Raw genomic sequence first — 18,351 nt, 5'->3', positions numbered from 1 at the left:
TTCCCGCTCTCCCGAGAAATCCTCCCATGACCGAATCTCTCGTCAGCGGCGCCGCCAGCGCGCCGCTCTCGATGCGTGCCACCGCAGTTGTCGCCTCGAGCGTCGTTAGGGCTGCGCGACAGCTTCTGACCGATCTAGAGCGCAGCCGTCGGATTGACGCTGCTGTCCTCCGCAGCGCCATGGAGGCTGCCTTCGGCAGCTCCGATGCGACCGGCGCCTGGAACTGGAAGACGGCCTACGACGCCTGCGAGGCGGCGACCGTCCTATTCCTACGACGCTATGGCGCTGCCATGCGCGCCAAGGCGACGTCGCCGGCCGCCATGCTGCCGATGTTGATGAGGATCACCAGTCTCCTTCCGACTCAGACACGTCGATCCCTGGAAAGTGAATCCCTCCAACAGTTCTCCACGCCAATCGGGTTGGCGTTTGTCGCCAGCCGGGCGGCCGCGATCACGCCTACAGACGTCGTTCTGGAACCTTCCGCCGGCACCGGTCTTCTTGCCATCCTCGCCGAACTTGACGGCGCCTCTCTGGTCCTCAACGAGGTTGCCGAGAACCGTGCCGGCATTCTCGCGCAGCTCTTTCCCACCGCCTCCGCGACGCAGTTTGATGCCGCTCACATCAACGATCACCTCGATGCCGGCATCGTGCCGAGTGTCGTGCTGATGAATCCGCCGTTCTCGGCTGCGGTCCATGTCGATCGCCAGATGGCAGATGCGGCACTACGGCACATCACCTCCGCGCTTGCGCGTCTTCCAGACGGCGGACGGCTGGTCACCATCACAGGCGCGAACGTCGCGCCCGATAATCCCGTGTGGACCGACTACTTCAAGCGGCTGCAGGAACAGGGCCGTGTCGTATTCTCGGCGGCAGTTGACGGCGCTGTCTATGCCAAGCACGGCACCAACGTCGACACCCGCCTCACTGTTATCGATCGAGTGCCGGCAGATGATGTCGCGGTATTCCCAGCGTCCCCCGACATTGCGCAGGACCTGCCTACTTTGCTCGGCTGGGTCTTACAGCATGTGCCGCCACGTCGGCCAATTGCTGGAATGGCGGCTGGAGTGGTGCCGCCGATTGCCAACCCTGCCACGCCTCGTACTGTCCGCGCCTACGTCGCCCACCGCCAGTCGGCTGCAGCAGTGCCGCCAATTGATCCCGTGGCGAGCGAAGTCGCCTACGATCCGGTGGATTGGACGCCCACGGATGCCAGCAACATCACCGATGCGCTCTATGAGACCTACACACTTCAGTCGATCCATGTACCGGGCGCGCAACCGCATCCCACCAGGCTCGTGCAGTCCGCCGCGATGGCTTCCGTCGCACCGCCAAAGCCGTCCTATCGGCCGCATTTGCCGGCCAAGGTCGTCGCGGATGGCATCCTCTCGGACGCCCAGATCGAGAGCATCATCTATGCCGGCGAGGCACATGCCGAGTTTCTCGCAGGGTCCTGGACGGTCGATGCGACTTTTGACGTCGTGGCCGCCGCGCGCGATGACGCGGAAAATGCCGTCCGCTTTCGCCGAGGCTGGTTCCTGGGTGATGGCACTGGCGCGGGTAAGGGACGGCAGGTCGCGGGAATCCTGCTCGACAACTGGCTGAAAGGTCGCCGCCGCGCGGTCTGGATCAGCAAATCCGACAAGCTCATCGAGGATGCGCAGCGCGATTGGTCGGCTCTCGGGATGGAGCGGCTCCTCGTCACGCCGCTGTCCCGCTTTCGTCAGGGCTCGCCAATCCAACTCGCGCAAGGCGTCCTGTTCACCACCTACGCTACGCTGCGCACCGATGAGCGTGGCGAAAAGCTTTCGCGCGTGCGGCAGATCGTCGAATGGTTGGGCTCCGATTTCGACGGAGTGATCGTCTTCGACGAGAGCCACGCCATGCAGAATGCGGTTGGCGGTAAGGGCGAGCGCGGTGACCAGGCTGCCTCTCAACAGGGGCGCGCAGGGCTGAGGCTTCAGCACGCCTTGCCGAACGCCCGCGTCGTCTATGTTTCCGCGACTGGCGCCACTACAGTCCACAATCTCGCCTATGTCCAGCGGCTGGGACTGTGGGGCGGTGAGGATTTTCCATTCGCTACCCGAGCCGAATTCGTCGAGGCGATCGAGGAGGGGGGCGTTGCTGCCATGGAGGTGCTGGCGCGAGACCTCAAGGCGCTCGGGCTCTATGCTGCGCGCTCACTGTCCTACGAGGGCGTCGAGTACGAACTGGTCGAACATCAGCTCACCCCCGAGCAGGTTCGTATCTATGACGCCTATGCCGGCGCGTTTGGCATCATTCACAATAATCTCGAGGCGGCGATGCGAGCCGCCAACATCACCGGCGAGACGGGCACGCTGAACGGGCAGGCGAAATCGGCTGCCCGCTCAGCCTTCGAAAGCACCAAACAGCGTTTCTTTGGCCATCTCTTGACCTCGATGAAGACGCCATCGCTGATCTACTCAATCGAGCGCGATCTCAACGCTGGACACGCCGCGGTCATCCAGATCGTCTCCACCGGCGAGGCGCTGATGGAGCGCCGGCTCGCCGAAATCCCGACCGAGGAGTGGGGCGACGTTCAGGTCGACATTACCCCGCGCGAATATGTCCTCGACTATCTCGCTCATTCCTTCCCGGTTCAGCTCTACGAACCCTTCACCGACTCCGAGGGCAATCTCTGTTCTCGGCCCGTCTATCGGGACGGCCAGCCGGTCGAAAGCCGGGAGGCCGCCGCACGCCGTGACCGCCTCATTGAAAAGCTCGCATCGCTGTCGCCGGTGCCCGGCGCCCTCGACCAGATCGTTCAGCGATTTGGGATCGACATGGTGGCCGAGGTGACCGGCCGCTCGCGCCGCATCATCCGCAAGGGCGACCGGCTGGTGGTCGACAACCGCGCGGGTTCGGCCAACCTCGCCGAGACCGCGGCGTTCATGGATGACGTCAAGCGCATCCTCGTGTTCTCCGACGCCGGCGGCACGGGTAGGAGCTACCACGCCGAGCTGTCGGCCCGGAATCGCCGTTTGCGGGTTCACTATTTGCTTGAGCCCGGCTGGAAGGCGGATGCTGCCATCCAGGGTCTCGGCCGCACGAACCGGACCAACCAGGCGCAGCCGCCGCTGTTCCGGCCGATTGCAACGGACGTGAAGGCGGAGAAGCGCTTCCTCTCCACGATCGCTCGCCGACTCGACACCTTAGGCGCCATCACGCGCGGCCAGCGTCAGACCGGAGGACAGGGTCTGTTCCGGCCCGAGGACAATCTCGAAAGCCAGTACGGCCGCGATGCGTTGCGCCAGGTCTATATGCTGCTCGCGCGCGGCAAGGTCGAGGGCTGCTCGCTCGAGAGGTTCGAAGACGCGACCGGACTGAAACTCATGGATGCCAACGGCATCAAGGACGAGCTTCCGCCGATCACGACCTTCCTGAACAGGTTGTTGGCGCTCACCATTGAGCTCCAGAATATTCTCTTCACGGCCTTCGAGCAGTTACTGACCGCCCGCATCGATGGTGCCATTGCGTCCGGCACCTACGACGTCGGACTGGAAACGCTGCATGCCGAGAGCTTCGTCGTCACCGACCGGCGGACGATCTATGCACATCCGGCGACGGGCGCCGAGACCCGGCTCCTCACGATCACCCGGCGCCAGCGCAATCGTCCTGTGACCTTGGATGATGCCCTCGGCCGCCTTTCGGATCATCGTGCCGTCCTACTGATCAATGCGCGCTCGGGCCGTACCGCCATTCAGATCCCGGCTCCGAGCTTCATGCTTGATGACGGCGAGATCGAACGGCGCGTCCGGCTGATCCGGCCGATGGACCAGCACAGCGTTCCACTGAAAATGATGGCGCAAAGCCATTGGGTCGAAGCTGACCGTGAGCGTTTCAGCGCGGCTTGGCTGACCGAGCTTGCGGAGGTGCCTGAGTTCTCTGAGAGCACGATACACGTCGTGGCGGGCTTGTTGCTGCCGATCTGGAAGCGGCTGCCGAACGAGTCGACGCGGGTCTATCGCCTGCAGACCGATGCCGGCGAACGCGTCATCGGCCGCAAGGTATCGGCTGCCTGGGTCGCGAATGTCCTTAGCTCCGACGCGCCTAAGCTGGCGCCGGACACCGCCTTCGCCGCACTGATGGAAGGGCGCACCATCCTCGACCTCGCCGAAGGCCTCCAGCTTCGCCGCGTCCGAGTCATGGGCGCACACCGCATCGAACTGTCGGGATTCACCGACACGATGCGTGATCGACTGCGAGCGTACGGGCTATTTGCGGAGATCATCTCCTGGAAGCTACGCACGTTCGTGCCATCAGATGCGAGCGGCAACGAGGTCCTGGCGAAGGTCCTCGATCACTACCCAATCGAGCGCATCGCCGAGTGGGAGGCCGCGTGATGCCCCGCGACGCCTCGGAACTGGCACAGCGTCTCGCGCGTGAGGCCGAGGCGGTGTGCCGCCACTACCTTTCCAATGGTAAGCGCGAGGGGCGCTATTGGCTGGTTGGTGATGTCCACAATACCCCGGGCCGCTCGATGTTCGTGCGGCTCCAGCACTCGCCGAAAGGGCCTGCAGGCAAGTGGACTGATGCCGCAACCGGCGAGCATGGCGATCTCCTGGACATCATCCGCGAAAGCCTAGGCTTGCGCGACTTCCGCAAGGTCGCCGAGGAGGCGAGGCGGTTTCTCAAGTTACCTCGCCCTGAACCGGGACTCGTCCCGAGATCCGCTCGTTCGACAGCACTGGCTGGCTCACAAGAGGCTGCAAGACGGCTGTTTGCGGTATCAGGACCGATCGAGGGTACCGTCGCCGAGACCTATTTGCAGCGGCGAGGAATAGCCCACGTGCACCATGCTGGCAGCCTGCGATTCCATCCGCGCTGCTATTATCGGCCTGACGAACAGCTGCCGACCGAGACTTGGCCGGCGATGATCGCCTGCGTCACCAACCTCGATGGCAGGATCACCGGCGTGCACCGTACCTGGCTCGACCCAGATGGCTTTGATCGGGTTCGGCTCGGTAAGGCTCCGATCGACACGCCGCGGCGAGCGATGGGCGACCTGCTCGGCAACGCGGTTCGTTTCGGGGCACCTGACGACGACGTGCTTGTCGCCGGCGAAGGCATCGAGACCATGCTGTCGTTACGCTGCGTACTTCCGGCCTTGGCGATGGCCGCCGCGCTATCAGCCAATCACCTCTCAGCCATGTCGCTATCGTCGAACTTACGTCGGCTCTATATCGCTCGCGACGCCGATACTGCTGGAGAGGCGGTGCAAGCTATTCTCCTGCAACGCGCCGAAGCGGCTGGCATCGAAGCAATCCCATTGTCACCTCGGCTAGGCGACTTCAACGAGGATCTGCACGTCTTCGGGCTCGACGTCCTCCGGGCGGCGTTGCGGATTCAGCTCGTACCGGAAGACATCGTCCGCTTTCTGTGCTCGTCGACCGCTCTCGTATAGGCGCGTTTGGGTTTTGTGGACGTCTATGGCCCAGTCGAGGCGGACCCAATGCCGTAGAGGGCGCGACCACGGCCTTCTAGAGGGCGATCGGACGGCAACCAGCCCGGGCCTCCAATGGCTGCGTTCGGCTATTTTCCGCCGCGCGCTGTCGATGGAACGACAGTTATCAATGCCTGAAGGCGCGCTTTGCATCGCGAAGCAAAATAACCGGCCTTCGCCATCCTCCGCTGCGCTCCGGCCCTCCGCGCTGCTCCGGGTTCTGGCCCGTTCCGCCCGCCGTCTCAAGTGATCGCCACGAAGGCCGCGATGGGCGCGGCCGATCCGGCAAAAGGACCTTCTCCCATGAGCGATCATGACGACAACGAACGACCGCGCACGGCATCTCCGACCGACCTCGTGCTCAACGAATTGCAGCTCTTCGGCTACCGTCCATTTGACGACCAGCCCGATCCGAGACCGCTCCCCGAAGGTCGGATGATCGCAGGTGCCGTCGCCGATATCTTCGATGCCCTAGTTGCTACCCTTAGCGACACGCGGCTCGAGCCGGACCTTCCGGATCTGCTGTGGTCGACTGTCAACCTCTTCCATCGTGCCGCAGAACGAACTGATCGCCAGCTTGATGACAACGAGCAGGCGCAACGCAAGAGCCAGCGCGAGCAGAACGGCTCGGAAGTACGATCGGTCGAACTCGAGCGTCTGACGGCCGAAGGCATCACGTTGATCGAGCGCCGCAACTGCCTGGAACTCTTCCGCGATCAGGCCATCGAACTCTTTGAGGTCCACACTGGCTCCGCCTGGCGCCCTCGATCGGGATCACTCGTCAACCACCGCACGCTCACCGCGGCAATGATCGACTCCCGAGACTTCATCGCCGCCAAGCGCCGAAGCGAGACCGAAGTCATGGTACCGTCAGGACCGAAGATCGCGCTCACGGGAGGCCTGGACTTCAACGACCACCGTCTGATCTGGGATCGTCTCGACAAGGTGCATGTCAGGCATCCCCACATGGTCCTGATCCACGGCGGATGCCCGAAGGGCGCAGAACTGATTGCCTCCAAATGGGCGACTAACCGGAAGGTGCCACAGATCGCTTTCAAGCCGGACTGGACGAAGCACGCCAAGGCAGCTCCGTTCAAGCGCAATGACACCATGCTCGAACTACTGCCAATCGGCGTCATGCATTTTCCGGGCACGGGGATCCAGGACAACCTCGCCGACAAGGCAAGACGCCTCGGCATTCCTGTCTGGAAGTTCGGTGGCGGCGCGTAAGCGCCGTCTTTACTACCTGAACCACCAGGTGGAGTTGCATCGCCGCAACTCCGCCTCGTTTCGATCCTATGTCGGAAGTTGCGCCGTGGTGGTGGTGGAAGGCGCGACTGGCAAATCTATTTACATGGAGCCACCGCCATGCTCGCCCTTGGGCTTGTTCTCAACACACTCGGCATCGGTCTGTTCTGCTGGGCGATCTTTGCGCTCGCAGTGTATGCCCTGCCGTTTTTTTTCGCGCTGAGTATTGGGATGACGGCGTTACAGAGCGGCGCCGGATCTGTCGTTGCATTGCTCATCGGAATGGCCGGTGGCGCAGTGACGCTTGTCCTCGGTCAGACCGCCGTCGCCGTTACTCGATCCTTGACCTTGCGCATCGCGATCGCGAACGCTTTCGCTTTGCCTGCCGCCGTCGCTGGCTATCATCTCGTATTCGCGCTGTCGCAGGTCGGGGCAGATTCGCCAGCTTGGCGGGAGGCCTTCGCTTGCGTGGGAGCGGTTTGCCTTGGCGGCACGGCGTGGACGCGCCTGATCGTCTTTGCGGAGGCCCGCCCGTTCGAGCCGGCTGAGGCGGTGCAGAAGCCGTCTCATCCAAATCTTGTGGCCGCCACCCGCGATGGATGACCATCCACCGTCTTCGTCGAACAGGTTCGCGTAGATCGGCGCGTTGAACGAGCGATGGTCGGGACCTGATCGGGGAGAGCGCAATCCTCCTCGAGGTGCCTCGACCACGCGGCGGCTATTTCGGCCGTGGCCCACCCAGCTGCGGCGCAGCGGCGCCCTATCTCGATCATTCCCTCGGAGACGATACCGCCTTTGGCAGTAGATTGTTTCTCTTTCTGCACAGATCGTTCCGACCCCTTGTTCAGCACAACCAAGATACGCCACGTCTTCCCCGGAGATTGCGGTTCAGCACGCGGACCCACGTGGCCTCATTGATGGCTTGATCTGGCCGAAGACCGGCTTCGCCTCGATCGTCTGAGCCGCAACGCCGTTGATGCGACTTTCTTCCCCTGGGCGTGCGCCCATTCCTCGCGAGGCAAGAAAGTCGCCGCAACGGCGTCCTCCGCTGCGCTCCGGCCCGCCAGCGGGTGCGTCGCCGATCGTCCTCGGCCTCTAGATCGCCATCGAGGCCGCGGTGGTCGCGGGCTTGAAACACAAACAGGAGAAGTGACATGGCTACCATCGGTTCTTTCAAGAAAGTCGGCAACGATTTCCAGGGCGAGATCATCACGCTGAGCCTGCAGGCCAAAGGCGTCCGCATCGTAGCCGAGACCAACCGCACGAACGAGAACGCTCCCAGCCACCGCATCTATGTGGGCAGGGCCGAGATCGGGGCGGCCTGGTCAAAGCGCTCCGAGGAGGGCCGCGACTACCTCTCGCTCAAGCTCGACGATCCCTCGTTCAACGCACCGATCTACGCGAACTTGTTCGACGACGAGGGCGGCGAAGGCTACACTCTGCTCTGGTCGCGGCCGCGGAAGAACGGGGAGTGAGACTCAACCTCCGCCAAGCCCCGCCCGAGTTGCTCGGGCGGGGCTTTTCTTTGCAACCGAGCAAGATGGCTCGCCAACGGCGCCAATTAGATCCGCCCCAGGCTCATCATTCCTTTTTTGCTTGGTCTTGCGCGATCTCTGCAGAATTCTTCATCAGGCAAAAAAATGTTATCGACGTGGCTGACGCATCGCGTGAGCGGTGCTATTTCTTCTTGCGACGAGGGGGCGCCGGCTTGCGACCTTTGGGCAAAGGCTTGGGCGTCGTTGCTCCTTTGGGTGGCTGAACGAACAACTCGGCTAAATGAACATCCAGCGTACCGGCGATCCGATCGAGAAGATCAATTGTCGGGTTCTCGGATTGCCGCTCAAGACCACTCATATATGAGCGGTCAATCCCGGCATCGTAAGCCAATTGCTCTTGCGGAATGCCGCGATCCACGCGGATCCGGCGCACATTCCAGGCAACAAGCGCACGAGCTTTCATGCGCTAAAGCAGCCATTTAGTAGGCCATCAAACCACTGGCTATAGACGTACTATTTCGGTAAGTTCGGCTCGAGTGCAGTTAGCGAAGTCCGCGCGTAGGCTTACATGGAACAGCCGGCGTTAGATCCAGATGTTGCGGACGTGGCGCCGAATGATGCGGTGCTGACGACCTATGACGAACAGCATTTGGTGACCTATTGGCGTCTTCTTGATGCCGAAGCCGCTGGCGCCGACTGGAAAGAAGTGACTCAAATCGTGCTGCACATCAATCCGGATCGCGAGCCAGCGCGCGCCCGCAACGCATTTGATAGTCACTTGGCACGAGCAAGATGGATGGCAGACCACGGCTATCGCGACTTACTTCGTGGCGGTACGACCAAATAGCGAAGAATGTCTTCCGGAGTTCGTAATTAGAACAAGATTCTTCCGCCGAGGGCGTGATCGCCTGTAGGCATCACGCAATGCAGAATTGGTGACTTCCCCAACAACTCCGGGATTCATAGAGATAGGCCGTAATCGTTGTACGGCAGGGGATCAGAGCAGTGTCTGAGATCGACTGGCGCTCACCGGAGGCATATCAGCACGCCAGTAAATCAGGGGAGATGGCAGATTTCGCTTGGGAGTCACTCCGGCGGAGTACGAACTATCGAATGGCTTACCGGAACGCTCGATCGAAAGACGGGCAAGTGACGTCCGAATTCCGGAGGAGATGGGGCGTCTGCTTTCGCTCATGACCCGCAGGGGTCCTTTTATGAACAGACGATCTTCTGGGCGCCCGAGGCCTTGCCCGCGGTGGTCCGGGTCGTGCGCAGCGCGTCCGTCTCGCGAGCCATCGGCGCAACCCTACCGCGCGCGGACCTTGCATCGGGCAGCATTCGACAGGCACCGGACGGCTGGCACGCCGTGTTGCGCATTCAGGGAGCGCAACATCACCTCTGGCTGAAAGAGGCACCACAGCTGGGCGTCTCTTATGCAGCCGAACTGCCGCTCGATGCGGATTTTGAGATCCGCGCGCATGCCTCACATCGGCTGTGGCGCGCCATCAATGGTCGTCCGTCAGGACCTCCCTTCCATCAGCTTTCGGCACAGCGGAGCGAACGGTTGGCATTGGCGCTGCGAGCGCTCGATGGTCACATAGATGGCGCCTCCTATCGCGTGATCGCCGAGGTGCTGTTCGGCCGAAAACGCATCCCGGAAAGCGCCTGGAAGACCCACGAATTGCGCAGCCGTACCATCCGCCTGGTGCAGGCTGGCTTAGCCTTGATGCGTGGCGGCTATCGCGCCTTGCTTCGTCCACCACCTCGCAAGGAATAGGGCAAGGGGTGCCGAAAATCGCCCCCGCATCTTCGGCATCCCCCTAGGTCTTTCTACTCCGCCATCGTGACCGTCAACGCGCGACCCAACGCGGTCGCTCTCGAAACGATCACGGAGCCTCGCAAATGCCCGATCCGAACGCCGGCTTGCCGCAGCGATATCTGCGGACGCCAGAAGCTGCTCGATTTCTCAGTCTGTCCGGGCGGACCCTGGAAAAGCACCGAACCTACGGCACGGGTCCCGCCTATCGAAAGCTCGGGGGACGCGTCGTCTATGCGCTGGAAGACCTGAAAGCCTGGGCCGATCGCGGTGCCAAGACTTCGACCACTGATCCTGGCGCAGGCACCGTGCTGCCGGCAAAGCGGCATGCGCCCATACCGTATGCCGGCCGGCCGCGTCGCTGAAGGTCGACAGGGGATTTATCTCGATGCGACACAGACACATTTCTGAACGGGAACAGCTAAGTCTCTTCCGGGCGCTGTCTGGCGATCTCGCGCCACGCGATGCGCAGGATTTGATGGCCTATCCGTTCTTCTCCCTCGCCAAATCGCGGCGAGTCGCTCCTATCGACTTCCGCGCCGGGAAGATTGCCATTCGCGTCGAAGCCGTGCCCGAGCATGGCATGGCTACCATTTGGGACGCTGACGTCCTGATCTGGGCGGCGTCGCAGATTGTCGAGGCCCGCGACGGCGGATTGAAAACCTCCCGCCTGATGGCGGCGACGCCGTATGAAATTCTGACCTTCGTTGGTCGCGGCACCAGCGTTCGGGACTACGACCGTCTCAAGTCCGCACTCGACCGGCTGCAATCGACCACTGTCATGACATCGATCCGTCAATCGACCGATCGGCGGCGGCACCGATTCTCCTGGATCAATGAATGGAAAGAGACGGCCGACGCCCACGGCCGGCCCCGCGGATTGGAGCTGATCCTGCCGGACTGGTTCTATGCCGGTGTGCTGGATGACGCGCTCGTGCTCACCATCGACCGGGCGTATTTCGACCTGACGGGCGGGCTCGAACGCTGGCTTTATCGCATTGTTCGCAAGCACGGCGGCAGCCAGAAGGGTGGCTGGAGCTTCGACTTTGTTCATCTCCATGCCAAATCCGGCAGCCTCTCGCCGCTCAAACATTTTGCTTACGACCTGCGCGAGATTGTCCGCCGTCAGACGTTGCCGGGCTACCAACTCGTCATTGAGCGCGGTTTGCGAGGCGACGAGCGTCTGGCCTTTACGCCGATTGCCGCCGATCCCATTGCGGCGCGTCTGCGCAAACGCGGTCTGAATGCTAGCCCGGGGGAAAACCTGTGAATCAGTTCGTGCTATGGGGGACTACAACTGACGTGCCAACGGGGACCCGATCCTCGTGTTATTGGGGACCAAAATCGGATGAAACGTCTTGGCTCTCAACGAGTTGCGGCCGCCGTAACTTTACTAACCTGGAATCCTTCGGATTCTTTCTAACGGGAGCGCGCGTTTTCCAGGCTGTTGATAAGCGGGCGTTCGTGAACTCACACCAAAGGGTGCGAACCGGCCATCGCTTCGGCAAAGACGGTTCGCGACTCCAGAATTGGACCGCTGCTGAGTTAGGCGCCGATCGTGCTTTACAGTGGTTTAGCGCTCCAAAGGGATTGCCGCAGTCGGCGGAGCTGGGTGCAAGGCGCACCCTGTCCTTGTTTCGATTGGGCAGAGCAAATTCGTCATCGATTGCGTCCGGCCTGCGCGACCATTCTAAGATCGCATCCTTTGGGCGCGGAATATGCGTTGCCGTCGGGCATGGCGACTTGTTCACGATCGAGATCCTCCATCACCGCGGAGGAGCTGCATGAGCGACCTCACACATGTCGAACTGCTGTGGCTTGAGAAGCGGATCGAGAACTGGATCAGGTTCGGCCGGGTAGCGGCCGAACGGATACTCGACCGACGACGCCGTGTCGTCTCATTTGCACCGGGGAGCATCTTCGCCTTCGTGCGCTGGACATCCAGCGACTACGGAACCGTTGTTTCGAAGATCGATATCTTGCGAGCCGTTGCGCCAGGTCAGCGCTGTGCGACCGTGCCCTATATACGTCCCGGCGGCGACATCTTGCTGCGGCTCTCCGGCTGGCCGAAAGTCGAGCGGGTGCTGCAGTTGATTGACGCCGTGGAGGCGCTCGGCATCAATGCTGCCGACGCAGCGCCTGACTACTGGCATCACGCACACAACCGCCTGTCCGTCGGAGAGGCGCCGAGGCCCTACACGCGGTCGCGGCATCAGATCTGGCTTCAACGCCGGAAGATCGCGCCATGAAGCACCAGATAACGACGCTCCTGACAATGTTCGGATCGGTCGCCTTGCTTACGTCTGTGATCTGCGTGAAGCCTGTTCCCCTGTACGTCTGGAACGCCTCAGAGAGTGTCCCGTTTGGGCTCTATCGCCTCCAACCCGTCGACACGCTGTTTGTCACCGAACTGGTTGCAGTCCTGCCGCCGGAGCCGCTTTCAGCGTTCCTTGCTGAGGGCAGCTATCTGCCGCGCGGCGTGCCGATGCTGAAGCGCGTCCTCGCACTCCCCGGGCAAACGGTTTGCAGGAATGGCCTCACCATCAGCGTCGATGGAATTGGACTTGGCGAGGCGCGCGATCGCGACAGGCGTGGCCGTCCGCTCCCGATCTGGCAGGGCTGCCGCGTCGTCGCGCAAGTTGACGTCTTCCTCATGAATTGGCAGTCGTCGGATTCTCTGGACGGCCGCTACTTCGGACCCATCCCGGCCTCTGCAATCATCGCCCGAGCGCTGCCGATCTGGACGGATGGAGAGAATTAACCGTGTGTTGCTCATGCTCTCAAACAGCCGCGCCTCTAACTCTTCGAATACAGCCGCATTCCTCCATCCCGGCCAGAGCTCGCAGGGCCGCGGCATCGGGTGATCGTCAAAGTCGACCACTTGACCGCCTCGCGAGCACGTCGCCAACAGCCTTCCGTCAGCAAATTAGTGGAGTCGTATTCAATCGCGCGCTGTCGGGATTTTTCGTACATGGGACTGTGAGAAGAAGGCAGCACGATCAAGCGAGCCACGGACGGCAAGATAAAAGCGCCGACTGCCGTCGAGCTGGTTGTGGCTGCGAGAGTAGGGGTTCTGCAGCATTGCACAAAGCTGCCTGCCGGCGCTTCTTCCAAAATCCCAAAGATATCAGCGTGTCGAGAGACGCCGGTCTTTGTGAACTCACGGTAAAGCCATCATGAGTGAACACGACAACGATCTTCGCATCCGCCCTGGCCGCATTCGCGACGTCGGACGAGGCGCGACTAAATCGAAGAGTTTCGTCGGCCAGGTTATGCGCGCGGCCAGGAAGGCGGGACACACAGGTAAGGACTTTGGCCGACAGGGACGAAACTCTGGCTCGCGCTTCGGCCGAGGGCGATCTGCAGCATTGGCGCTTTCGATGCGCTCTCCGTCACGACGGGTAGTGATCAATGCGCGCGTGGTCCGCAATCGGGGCACAGGACTCCGGTCGGCACCGCCTTTGGCCAAACACGTAAACTACCTCAAACGTGAAGGTGTGACGCGAGATGAGGTCGATGCCAAATTGTTCGATGCGCGGTCCGATCAGGCCGACGAGCGCGCATTTGCCGAGCGTTGCTCGGACGATCGACATCACTTTCGCTTCATCATTTCCCCCGAGGACGCCGCCGAACTCGACGACCTCCGCACCTTTACGCGGGAGCTGATGATCGACGTCGAGCAGGATCTCGGAACTAAACTCGATTGGGTGGCGGTCGATCACTGGAACACCGACAATCCGCATGTCCATGTCCTGATCCGCGGCCGGGGCGGCGACGGCCGGGACCTCGTCATCAGCCGTGACTACATCAGCCGAGGCTTTCGGAATCGCGCCGCTGAACGTGTCGCGCTCGAGCTTGGACCGCGGAGCGAGCACGAGATCAGATCCACCCTGGAGAGGGAGATTGAGGCGGAACGATGGACGAGTCTCGATCGGGCGTTGCGCCATGCCGCGGACGAGGGGGGCGGGGTCGCCGACCTTCGTCCCGGAGGGCAAGAGCACGATCCGGAACTGCGCCGGTTAATGATCGGGCGAGCTTTGAAGTTGGAGCGCTTCGGCCTGGCTGAACGGACCGGGTCAGCCTGCTGGACCCTGAAGCCGGGTATGGAGCAGACCCTTCGAGATCTGTCGATCCGGGGCGACATCATCAAGACCATGCATCGGGCCATGACCGGCATCGGCCGCGAACCCGATATCTCCAGCTTCGCCCTGCACGGGGAAAGTCTTGCCGATCCCGTGCTCGGTCGGTTGGTGGGTCGAGGTCTGGATGACGAGCTGAAGGACACCGCTTACGCCATTGTCGAAGGCGTCGATGGCCGAACCCATCATCTCAGGTTCTCAGATCTCGAAATGACCGGCGATGCCAGGCCCGGCGCAGTCGTCGAGGCGCGCGCTTATGAAGATGCGAGGGGGCGCAGGCGCTTCTCGCTTGCGACGCGATCTGATTTCACTATCGAGGCCCAGGTCACTGCACCAGGCGCGACGTGGATTGATCGACAATTGCTTGCGCGGGAGCCGGCTGCCAGCGGCGGCGGCTTCGGAGCCGAAGTGCGTGATGCGATGGAGCGTCGGATCGATCATCTCACCGGGGAGGGCCTTGCCCGACGTCAGGGGCAGCGGGTCATCTTCGCGCGCGATCTTCTTGAGACGTTGCGCCGCCGGGAGTTGGATACCGCCATATCAAACCTCTCTGCCGGGACCGGACTCGCCCACCGCCCTTTGGTGGAGGGCGAGCACATTTCGGGCGTCTATCGCCAGCGTGTGACGCTCGCGTCGGGGCGGTTTGCGATGATTGACGACGGATTGGGTTTCCAGCTCGTGCCGTGGCGTCCGGCACTGGACCAGCAACTCGGAAAGCAGGTTTCTGGTGTCGCAATGCCTAGAGGGCGCGTGAGCTGGACCTTTGGCAGGAAGATAGGGCTGGAGCTTTGATCGGCCGCCGTCCCGGTATTTCTTCGCCATGATACGAGAGGCTGCGATCGCAACGACGAGGAGATTGCCCCTCGGCTTCATCGTCTATTCCTACGTCCCGACGCGTCTGTTCGGGATGGAGGAAGAATGCAATGCCGTATGTCGATGCCGCCGGCGTGAAGCTCTGTTGTGAAGAGACCGGCCAGGACTGTCCGATCATTTTCGTTCATGAGCTTGGATCTGACCTTCACGCATGGGAAGACCAGGTTCGTTGTTCCTTTCGCGCGTACCGCCGTATCACATGGAACGCCCGCGGTTATCCGTTCGGTGATGTCCCCGAAGACGCAGCTTTGTGCCCGAACGCAGAATTCACCGCCGGTCCAAAACGTGCGACAGCCGAGCCCTTGCGCATGGGTGGGACTCAGCAATGAAGCCCAGGATCGGCGTCTATCTCTCCGAACGCATGGCCACAAGGCTGGCGGCTGCGTCCAAGCGTCCCGGCGCAACGAAGTCGGCGCTGGTGGAAGCAGCGCTCGAGCAATTTCTTGGTCCTGAAGATGACGTTGACGAGTCTCCCTCGATGGAGCGTCGATTAGCTTCGATGAGTGCTCAGCTTGAGCAGCTCGACCGAAATCTCAGAACTGTGAATGAGGCCGTCGCGCTTCATGCGCGGTTCCACCTCGCGGTTACACCGATACTCCCGGCGGCCGCCCAACTTGGTGCGTGTGCGCTTGGGGCCGAACGCTTCGAGGAGTTCGCGGCGCAAGTCGGCCGGCGCGTTAGTATGGGGGTGCCGCTCATCCAGGAGACGATGGGCCGGCTCAATGCGCAGAGGCGGGATCCTCCGAACGGTTCGAGGGATAGGATACCAGGCACGCACTCGCCGGTTTGCGAACCAGAGCTCAAGCCGTCAGCTTTAGTTGAAGTACCAGAACGCGCCGCTGCCGTCCGGGAGGGCGGCAGCCTGTTTAACTTTCCCGGAAAGGCCGGAAGACCCTTGCACTGAGCCTTTCGCGAGCGGCGCTATCGTACATGGAAAGGCCAGGGCGGTACCGGAGCGTTTTCGACTGTTTCGGCAGGCATCCCCGCGCGGTAGGGATCGAGAGCGCACGCCGACGTGGCAATTGATTCTTCGCGTCTTCTTGCCGTTTGTCGCCGCTTACTACATTTCATTTCTGTTCCGGACCATCAATGCGACCATTGCTGGCTCACTGGCGTCGGAATTCGGCCTCGGCGCTGGCGATCTCGGTTTCCTGACTTCGGTCTACTTCCTGACCTTTGCAGCCGCCCAGATACCGATCGGAATCGTGTTAGATCGATACGGGCCGCGGGTCGTCCAGAGTACAGTGATGCTGGCCGCGGCCGTGGGCGCGGCGATATTTTCCATGTCGGACAACTATGCACTGCTCCTTGCCGGCCGAGCGTTCATCGGTTTGGGCGTGGCCGCTGCACTGACAGCCGGATTGAAAGCCCTCGTGCTCTGGTTTCCCGGAGATCGCGTCCCGTTGCTCAACGGCTTGATGATCATGCTAGGGGCGTTAGGTGCTGTGACAGCGACATTGCCGGTCGAGCTGCTGCTCGTCTCAGTCGGCTGGCGAGGGTTGTTTGAACTGTTGGCCGCGGCAGCGACCGGGATCGCGGTCATGATCTACCTGGTCGTGCCGGAGCAATCGGCGGTGCCAGTTAGTAGCGGGACAGCCGCGGTGGGCTTGAGAACTATCTATGCCGATCCCCGGTTCTGGCGTCTGGCGCCGCTTTCGGCGACTTGCATTGGGACAGCCTGGGCGCTGCAGGGATTATGGGCGGCACCATGGCTCACCGATGTCGAGGGCCTCGATCGGGCGGCACTGCTGCAGCATTTATTCGTTATGGCGATCGCATTGAGCTTGGGTGCACTTCTGATGGGCGTCACGGCGGATCGGCTGCGCCGGCGCGGTGTCGGACCGCGAGCGCTCCTCGGGCTTGTCGTCACAGTGTTCATCGCGGCGGAACTGGCGCTAATCCTGCGATTGCCCCTGCCATCGTTTATCCCGTGGGCTGTAGTCGCGGCGGTCGGCGCTGGCACTGTTCTCGGCTACGCAATCCTGGCCGAGTACTTTCCGAAAGAGATCGCCGGGCGCGTCAACGCGGCGCTGAACGTCTTCCACATCGGCGGTGCATTTGTGCTGCAGTATCTGACCGGTGTCGTGGTTCAGCTCTGGGCTCCCATCGATGGGCACTATCCGGAAGTTGCTTACCAGACCGCCTTCGCGCTCAATGTCGGTCTCCAGATCGCTGCAGCGCTCTGGTTCGCTTTGCCCTGGCTTCAGGCGCGCTTGCCGCGATGGAGGCAGGAGCATGGGCTCAATAATTCGGAAAAGTTATGTAGGGACCGAACGCATCCGGCAGATCGCGCCATGGTGCTCCGGATGGCAGGACCCGGAAAATGCAATTGAGAACAGGACGATCGTTCACCCGAGGAACTCTATGCGGCCTGTTGGGCAGCATCGGCTTGATCCGGTAGGGGTAAGCGGACCTGGTCACTTCGCGTACGCGCAAAAATCAGCTCGCTTTCAGGTCAAGGCTGACATCAAATGGCAGGGGGTCGGATCGGTCGCGAATGACCGACAACGGATTCAGGCCACCCGCGCGAGAAACTACGCGGGTACGGGCGCTCTGCTGTCCGAGCAGTCTAGGGCGCGTCAATATGGAGTGCCGTCCAGCCCTTCATGTATCGTCCGATTGCACCGGCGGAGATATGAACATGCGATATGCTTTGGTCATCGCGATGTTGCTTGGGTCGACGTTCCTAGGCAGAGCCGATCGACCGTGACAAGTGGATCGCGCAGACTGGAAGAGCGAGCAAATCCTGCCTCGCTAAGTTTCGGCAGAAATTCGGGGAAGGCAAGGGCCAAAATTACTCAAGCTGTGTGACAGATCAAACCAACAAGGCGATCGATGACTGCGTTGGCAGTAGTGAGTGTTCCAACTGTGTTTTAGAAACATCATTGAGAGTATTGGAAGTCTGCGACCTATCGAGGTGCTGAAAGTACACGTCTCCGGTCGTCCTACCGAATACCGTGAAGGCGCCTCTCGCAACCGCGGGCGGAGCCTGCCTGAACCTCATCGGTTTACCGCTCGTGCTTGTAGAGCGAAAGGCCTGGCTTGTGCTTCATGAAAGGCATGAGACGGCGTTACAGGCATTTTGGGCCACGCAAAAGACGAAGCACTTTTGTTGGGTTTTAACCATGGCCAGGGGAATGGTGTTGCCGCGAATGAAGATTGAGGACTGCCACCGTTCACTCCCGGTCCAGCTTTCCGCGCAAAATCGACGAGACAGCCCTTGCGCGGCACAACTCTGCACAGACCTACGGTAAACTCATGGACGCGTGTGCGTAGTAACCTTGAGCAGTTGGGTTGACCAGAACCTCGCCTTGATCC

At 61.6% G+C, this 18,351-nt stretch carries 17 protein-coding genes and 1 pseudogene; 16 read left to right on the top strand and 2 right to left on the bottom strand.

The annotated features are described in order from the left end of the window. Positions 1-26 precede the first annotated feature (26 nt). The 5 genes from ACVWVY_RS39980 to ACVWVY_RS39960 all read left to right on the top strand — a co-directional run bounded on the left by ACVWVY_RS39980 (position 27) and on the right by ACVWVY_RS39960 (position 8,184). The gene (locus ACVWVY_RS39980) at positions 27-4,361 is read left to right on the top strand and encodes a strawberry notch-like NTP hydrolase domain-containing protein (protein WP_456631526.1); all 4,335 of its coding nucleotides are present in this window, start codon (positions 27-29) and stop codon (positions 4,359-4,361) included. Continuing rightward, complete coding sequence (locus ACVWVY_RS39975) at positions 4,361-5,422, top strand: DUF7146 domain-containing protein (RefSeq protein ID WP_456631525.1); 1,062 nt, start codon at positions 4,361-4,363, stop codon at positions 5,420-5,422. The genes ACVWVY_RS39980 and ACVWVY_RS39975 overlap by 1 nt, the downstream gene beginning before the upstream one ends. A gap of 342 nt (positions 5,423-5,764) precedes the next feature. Next, positions 5,765-6,691 (top strand): DUF2493 domain-containing protein, encoded by a 927-nt coding sequence (locus ACVWVY_RS39970; protein WP_456632445.1) that lies wholly within the window; start codon positions 5,765-5,767, stop codon positions 6,689-6,691. 78 nt (positions 6,692-6,769) lie between these two features. Beyond that, positions 6,770-7,312, top strand: coding sequence for a hypothetical protein (locus ACVWVY_RS39965; RefSeq protein ID WP_456631524.1), 543 nt, complete (start codon positions 6,770-6,772; stop codon positions 7,310-7,312). A 551-nt stretch (positions 7,313-7,863) separates the two neighbouring features. Further along, complete coding sequence (locus tag ACVWVY_RS39960; protein ID WP_456631523.1) at positions 7,864-8,184, top strand: DUF736 domain-containing protein; 321 nt, start codon at positions 7,864-7,866, stop codon at positions 8,182-8,184. Between the two features lie 202 nt (positions 8,185-8,386). Here ACVWVY_RS39960 and ACVWVY_RS39955 read toward each other — a convergent pair whose 3' ends face one another. Continuing rightward, on the bottom strand, positions 8,387-8,668 hold the full coding sequence (locus ACVWVY_RS39955) for a helix-turn-helix domain-containing protein (RefSeq protein WP_456631522.1): 282 nt from the start codon (positions 8,666-8,668) through the stop codon (positions 8,387-8,389). A gap of 105 nt (positions 8,669-8,773) precedes the next feature. On the opposite strand from ACVWVY_RS39955, the gene ACVWVY_RS39950 reads away from it, so the two are divergent. From ACVWVY_RS39950 to ACVWVY_RS39900, 11 genes are all read left to right on the top strand, one after another. Then, a complete protein-coding gene (locus tag ACVWVY_RS39950) occupies positions 8,774-9,052 on the top strand; it encodes a DNA -binding domain-containing protein (protein WP_456631521.1) in 279 nt (92 codons plus the stop codon). Between the two features lie 218 nt (positions 9,053-9,270). Beyond that, the gene (locus ACVWVY_RS39945; protein ID WP_456632444.1) at positions 9,271-9,402 is read left to right on the top strand and encodes a transcriptional regulator domain-containing protein; all 132 of its coding nucleotides are present in this window, start codon (positions 9,271-9,273) and stop codon (positions 9,400-9,402) included. A gap of 49 nt (positions 9,403-9,451) precedes the next feature. After that, the gene (locus tag ACVWVY_RS39940; RefSeq protein WP_456631520.1) at positions 9,452-9,982 is read left to right on the top strand and encodes a DUF2285 domain-containing protein; all 531 of its coding nucleotides are present in this window, start codon (positions 9,452-9,454) and stop codon (positions 9,980-9,982) included. A gap of 125 nt (positions 9,983-10,107) precedes the next feature. Then, positions 10,108-10,386, top strand: coding sequence for a helix-turn-helix transcriptional regulator (locus ACVWVY_RS39935; RefSeq protein ID WP_456631519.1), 279 nt, complete (start codon positions 10,108-10,110; stop codon positions 10,384-10,386). Between the two features lie 23 nt (positions 10,387-10,409). Beyond that, entirely contained in the window at positions 10,410-11,291 is an 882-nt protein-coding gene (locus tag ACVWVY_RS39930; protein ID WP_456631518.1) for a replication initiator protein A, read from the top strand. A 514-nt stretch (positions 11,292-11,805) separates the two neighbouring features. Continuing rightward, positions 11,806-12,270 carry a DUF2840 domain-containing protein gene (locus ACVWVY_RS39925; protein WP_456631517.1) on the top strand — a complete coding sequence of 155 codons (465 nt, stop codon included), beginning with the start codon at positions 11,806-11,808 and terminating at the stop codon, positions 12,268-12,270. Next, entirely contained in the window at positions 12,267-12,782 is a 516-nt protein-coding gene (locus tag ACVWVY_RS39920; RefSeq protein WP_456631516.1) for a S26 family signal peptidase, read from the top strand. Before ACVWVY_RS39925 ends, ACVWVY_RS39920 begins: the two co-directional genes overlap by 4 nt. A 415-nt stretch (positions 12,783-13,197) precedes the next feature. Beyond that, the gene (locus ACVWVY_RS39915; protein ID WP_456631515.1) at positions 13,198-14,952 is read left to right on the top strand and encodes a relaxase/mobilization nuclease domain-containing protein; all 1,755 of its coding nucleotides are present in this window, start codon (positions 13,198-13,200) and stop codon (positions 14,950-14,952) included. A 131-nt stretch (positions 14,953-15,083) separates the two neighbouring features. After that, the gene (locus ACVWVY_RS39910; RefSeq protein WP_456631514.1) at positions 15,084-15,362 is read left to right on the top strand and encodes an alpha/beta fold hydrolase; all 279 of its coding nucleotides are present in this window, start codon (positions 15,084-15,086) and stop codon (positions 15,360-15,362) included. Beyond that, the gene (locus ACVWVY_RS39905) at positions 15,359-15,937 is read left to right on the top strand and encodes a hypothetical protein (RefSeq protein ID WP_456631513.1); all 579 of its coding nucleotides are present in this window, start codon (positions 15,359-15,361) and stop codon (positions 15,935-15,937) included. Before ACVWVY_RS39910 ends, ACVWVY_RS39905 begins: the two co-directional genes overlap by 4 nt. A 118-nt stretch (positions 15,938-16,055) precedes the next feature. Next, on the top strand, positions 16,056-17,366 hold the full coding sequence (locus tag ACVWVY_RS39900; RefSeq protein WP_456631512.1) for an MFS transporter: 1,311 nt from the start codon (positions 16,056-16,058) through the stop codon (positions 17,364-17,366). On the opposite strand, the pseudogene ACVWVY_RS39895 reads toward ACVWVY_RS39900, so the two are convergent. Further along, a pseudogene (locus ACVWVY_RS39895) lies at positions 17,281-17,454 on the bottom strand (transposase); the annotation flags it as partial. The gene ACVWVY_RS39900 and the pseudogene ACVWVY_RS39895 overlap by 86 nt on opposite strands. Positions 17,455-18,351 lie beyond the last annotated feature (897 nt).

Source organism: Bradyrhizobium sp. URHC0002 (assembly GCF_054059515.1).
This window is presented reverse-complemented; position numbering and strand designations above follow the sequence as displayed.

What these genes read in the sequence shown, in the direction of transcription:
- ACVWVY_RS39980 (WP_456631526.1), top strand. Translation starts at nt 27, where the DNA reads ATGACCGAATCTCTCGTCAGCGGCGCCGCCAGCGCGCCGCTCTCGATG.
- ACVWVY_RS39975 (WP_456631525.1), top strand. Translation starts at nt 4,361, where the DNA reads ATGCCCCGCGACGCCTCGGAACTGGCACAGCGTCTCGCGCGTGAGGCC.
- ACVWVY_RS39970 (WP_456632445.1), top strand. Translation starts at nt 5,765, where the DNA reads ATGAGCGATCATGACGACAACGAACGACCGCGCACGGCATCTCCGACC.
- ACVWVY_RS39960 (WP_456631523.1), top strand. Translation starts at nt 7,864, where the DNA reads ATGGCTACCATCGGTTCTTTCAAGAAAGTCGGCAACGATTTCCAGGGC.
- ACVWVY_RS39955 (WP_456631522.1), bottom strand. Translation starts at nt 8,668, where the DNA reads ATGAAAGCTCGTGCGCTTGTTGCCTGGAATGTGCGCCGGATCCGCGTG.
- ACVWVY_RS39950 (WP_456631521.1), top strand. Translation starts at nt 8,774, where the DNA reads ATGGAACAGCCGGCGTTAGATCCAGATGTTGCGGACGTGGCGCCGAAT.
- ACVWVY_RS39945 (WP_456632444.1), top strand. Translation starts at nt 9,271, where the DNA reads ATGGCAGATTTCGCTTGGGAGTCACTCCGGCGGAGTACGAACTATCGA.
- ACVWVY_RS39935 (WP_456631519.1), top strand. Translation starts at nt 10,108, where the DNA reads ATGCCCGATCCGAACGCCGGCTTGCCGCAGCGATATCTGCGGACGCCA.
- ACVWVY_RS39930 (WP_456631518.1), top strand. Translation starts at nt 10,410, where the DNA reads ATGCGACACAGACACATTTCTGAACGGGAACAGCTAAGTCTCTTCCGG.
- ACVWVY_RS39925 (WP_456631517.1), top strand. Translation starts at nt 11,806, where the DNA reads ATGAGCGACCTCACACATGTCGAACTGCTGTGGCTTGAGAAGCGGATC.
- ACVWVY_RS39920 (WP_456631516.1), top strand. Translation starts at nt 12,267, where the DNA reads ATGAAGCACCAGATAACGACGCTCCTGACAATGTTCGGATCGGTCGCC.
- ACVWVY_RS39915 (WP_456631515.1), top strand. Translation starts at nt 13,198, where the DNA reads ATGAGTGAACACGACAACGATCTTCGCATCCGCCCTGGCCGCATTCGC.
- ACVWVY_RS39910 (WP_456631514.1), top strand. Translation starts at nt 15,084, where the DNA reads ATGCCGTATGTCGATGCCGCCGGCGTGAAGCTCTGTTGTGAAGAGACC.
- ACVWVY_RS39905 (WP_456631513.1), top strand. Translation starts at nt 15,359, where the DNA reads ATGAAGCCCAGGATCGGCGTCTATCTCTCCGAACGCATGGCCACAAGG.